Source organism: Nocardia sp. NPDC060220 (genome assembly GCF_042727815.1).
GTDB lineage: Bacteria > Actinomycetota > Actinomycetes > Mycobacteriales > Mycobacteriaceae > Nocardia.
In genome coordinates, this window is record NZ_JBHWZY010000888.1 from 1 (window position 1) to 2,767 (window position 2,767).

Sequence of the window (2,767 nt, forward strand, 5' to 3'; positions counted from 1 at the left end):
GCTCACATCGTCGGGCGTCACAGCGGTCATTGTCTCAGGATTGCCCTTCTATCCCACGGCTTTTCGTTATCGGGCAGCGGCGCGCACGCCATCGATGAACAGCCGCCGCACGGCGTGACTGTACACCGACATCGATGCCGGATCAGGGGTTCGCATCCCCGCCACCAGCCCGGCGACGATCATGCCGAGTGCCGCCTTGGCGGTATTGGCGGTATCGATATCGGCGCGCAGGTAGCCGACGCGCACGCCGTGATCGAGGTAGCGCGCCATGAGGATCTCGGTGGCGTCGACGAGGCCGTACACCCGGTCGGTGAGCTCGTCGTCGATGCCGGTGGCGTGGAACAGCAACAGGTGCGCGGTGCGCGGATCGTCGAGCAGGACGCGGTTGAGTGAATCGCTGAGCCGGTCGATCAGTGCGGCGTATTCCTCGATGGTGGCGGCGCTTTCGGGCTCCATGTCGTTGTCGAGCGTGCCGAAGATGCGCCCGCTCACCTCGTCGATGACATGGTCGATGATGTCGCGCTTGTTCGCGAAGTAGCGGTAGAAGGTGCCGTGTCCGATGCCCAGACGCGTGGCGATATCGGCGATTCCGGTGGCGTGATAGCCCTTCTCGGCGAAGCAGTCGAACGCGGTATCGATGATCTCCCTGCGCAATTCGGCTTTGCGCTGGTCGATTCGCGAGGGTGGCTTCGTCACATTGACGATGTTACATTCGATGTAATCAGAATGACGTGTCATTCTGAGACTGGAGCATTCTCTCTCAGTGTGGAGGTTCGGCGTGGTACCTCAGTTCGACGCGGTCGTGGTCGGAGCGGGTTTCGGTGGCATCGGTGCCGGTATCGAGCTCGACCGGCTCGGGTTGCGCGATTTCGTCATCCTGGAACGGGAGGACGACCTGGGCGGCACCTGGCATGTGAACAGGTATCCGGGTCTGGCGGTCGACATCGCCTCGGTGACCTATTCCTATTCCTTCGAGCCGAATCCGCGCTGGACCCGCTTGTTCGCGCCCGGCGCCGAGCTGAAGAAATACGCCGAGCACGTGGCCGACAAATACGATCTGCGCAGGCGGATGCGGTTCGGCACCGTCGTCGACGGTGCGCGCTGGGACGCGGAGCACCAGCAGTGGGTGGTGACGATCGCCGGCGGTGAGACGCTGACCGCGCGCTATCTGCTCGCGGCGACAGGGTTCCTGTCCCAGCCCTACACGCCGCCGTTCCCCGGCATCGAGTCCTTCGCGGGCAAGATCATCCACACCACCGACTGGGACGCCGATTACGACCTGACCGGTCGCAAGGCCGCCATCATCGGCACCGGCGCCACCGCGGTGCAACTGGTGCCCGAGGTCGCGAAGAAGGTCGACGAGCTGACCGTGTTCCAGCGGACCCCGATCTGGGTGGTGCCCAAGGTCGACGCGCCGATTCCGGGGGTGGTGCGGGAACTGTTCGACAAGGTCCCGCTCACGCAGAAGGCGGCTCGGCTCGTCAACACCGGCATGCTCGAGGCGCTGATGGTTGTCGGGGTGCTGCACTACAAGCAGGCCAAACCGCTGAACCGGGCGGCCGCCGCGCTGGCCAAGGCGCACCTGTTCGCGCAGGTGCGTGATCCCGGGACCCGGGAGAAGCTCACCCCGCACTACGACTTCGGCTGCAAGCGCCCGACGTTCTCCAACACCTACTTCAAGACGTTCAACCAACCGCACGTGCGGCTGGAAACGAACTCGATCGACCATGTGGAACCCGACGGCATCGTCACCGCCGACGGCCACAAAACCGAGATCGACACCTTGCTGCTGGCCACCGGCTTCAACCTCTGGGACGTGAACTTCCCGGCCATCGAGATCATCGGCCGCGACGGTGTGAACCTCGGAAAGTTCTGGCGCGACAACCGTTTTCAGGCCTACGAGGGCATCACCGTGCCCAAGTTCCCCAACTTCCTGAGTCTCAACAGTCCCTACTCCTACAGCGGGCTGTCGTACTTCACCACCATCGAAGCCCAGATGAAGCACATGGGCAGGTTGTTCGCCGAACTGTTCCGTCGTGGCGAGCACACCTTCGAGGTCACCGAAGAAGCCAACGCGGAATTCCTCGACCGGATGACCGACAAGCTGGGTTCCTCGGTCTTCTACGGCGGTGACTGCTCATCCGCGCGCAGCTACTACTTCAACCAGCACGGGGAAGCGGCACTGCTGCGCCCGACCAGCACCGCCGCCGCGCACCGCGAGGCCGTCACCTTCCCCCTCGACGATTACACCTACGGCAGCATCGCCTGAACACTCTCGGCCCCGGTTCGCGCACCCGCGGACCGGGGCTGTTTCACGCGCGCGTCGGTGTCCGGTGTGTCGCCGCGGCGGGGAACTGGCAGACTGTCAGGCGTACTTGCACGTCCACCACTGACTAGGGACTGACTTCGACGATGGACTTCCTGTTTCCGCTGCTGATCCTGGCCCTGCTCGTGCCGATGTTCTTCGGTATCCGCAAACAGAAGCGGGAGGCCGAGAAGGTCTCGACGATGCAGGAGGCCTTGAAGGTCGGTGACGCTGTCGTCACCACCTCGGGTCTGTACGGCACCGTCGTCGACCTCGACGAGAACACCGTCGACCTGGAGATCGCCGAAGACGTGGTCACCACGTGGCTGCGCCAGGCGATCCGCGAGGTGCGCGCCGACGAGCAGACGGTCGAGGAGACCCCCGAGGTCACCGACGCCCCCGTCGAGGAAGTCGTGGAACAGACCGAGACCCGGCTGACCAAGGACTGACCAGTCCCTTTTC

The 2,767-nt window shown here is 64.1% G+C and carries 3 protein-coding genes; 2 read left to right on the forward strand and 1 reads right to left on the reverse strand.

Annotation, left to right across the window (positions count from 1 at the left end; translation table 11 throughout):
• Positions 1 to 66 precede the first annotated feature (66 nt).
• The gene (locus tag ACFWF3_RS31255) at positions 67 to 696 is read right to left on the reverse strand and encodes a TetR/AcrR family transcriptional regulator (RefSeq protein WP_378988974.1); all 630 of its coding nucleotides are present in this window, start codon (positions 694 to 696) and stop codon (positions 67 to 69) included.
• An 82-nt stretch (positions 697 to 778) separates the two neighbouring features.
• On the opposite strand from ACFWF3_RS31255, the gene ACFWF3_RS31260 reads away from it, so the two are divergent.
• Together ACFWF3_RS31260 and yajC are read left to right on the forward strand one after the other, a co-directional pair.
• Positions 779 to 2,269, forward strand: a complete 1,491-nt coding sequence (locus ACFWF3_RS31260) for a flavin-containing monooxygenase (protein ID WP_379317341.1) — start codon at positions 779 to 781, stop codon at positions 2,267 to 2,269.
• A 143-nt stretch (positions 2,270 to 2,412) separates the two neighbouring features.
• Positions 2,413 to 2,754, forward strand: a complete 342-nt coding sequence (gene yajC, locus ACFWF3_RS31265; protein ID WP_378988976.1) for a preprotein translocase subunit YajC — start codon at positions 2,413 to 2,415, stop codon at positions 2,752 to 2,754.
• The last annotated feature ends 13 nt before the right edge of the window (positions 2,755 to 2,767 follow it).

Excerpts from the sequence above, each read along its gene's own strand:
- yajC (WP_378988976.1), top strand. The coding sequence starts at position 2,413 with ATGGACTTCCTGTTTCCGCTGCTGATCCTGGCCCTGCTCGTGCCGATG.